This is a genomic window from Paraburkholderia sp. RL18-085-BIA-A, assembly GCF_046027075.1.
Taxonomy (GTDB): Bacteria; Pseudomonadota; Gammaproteobacteria; order Burkholderiales; family Burkholderiaceae; genus Paraburkholderia.
The window spans coordinates 1-561 of the sequence record NZ_JARESU010000573.1 but is presented as its reverse complement, the minus strand read 5'-3'; the positions used below and the strand labels follow the sequence as shown (position 1 = coordinate 561).

Annotated in this window: 1 protein-coding gene; it reads left to right on the top strand. The window is 62.0% G+C overall.

The features are described from left to right. Positions 1–561: aldo/keto reductase (locus P0D89_RS53905; RefSeq protein ID WP_408379809.1), on the top strand; the 561-nt coding region annotated here is incomplete at both ends.

Below are 561 nucleotides of genomic sequence, written 5' to 3'. Positions count from 1 at the left end.
GCAGACTGACTACATTGACGTCTATTTCTCGCACCTCGACGACGACAAGACGCCGTTCGAAGAGACGCTCGGCGCATATCAGAAGCTCGTCAAGGCGGGCAAGGTGCGGGTGATTGGCGCTTCGAACTTCACCGGCGAGCGGCTCGAGGCGGCGCTGAAGGTATCGAAGGAGCTGGGGTTGCCGACGTATCAGGTGCTTCAGCCGGAGTACAACCTTTACGATCGGAAAGGTTATGAGACGGATCTCGAGCCGGTCGCGCAGGCGCACAAACTGGCGGTGGTCACGTATTTCAGCTTGGCGAGCGGTTTCCTGAGCGGAAAATACCGTTCGAAGGCGGACGCGGCGAAAGCTGCGCGCAGTTCGCTCGTGGACAAATACTTCGACGACCGCGGGCTGCGGATCGTCGATGCGCTCGTTCAAGTGGCCAAGCGCAATGACGCGACGCCCGCCACCGTGGCACTCGCCTGGATCATCGCGCGGCCGAGCGTGACGGCGCCGATCGCAAGCGCGACATCGGCGGAACAACTGGAGAGTCTGGCGGCTGCGACACGCCTGCAACT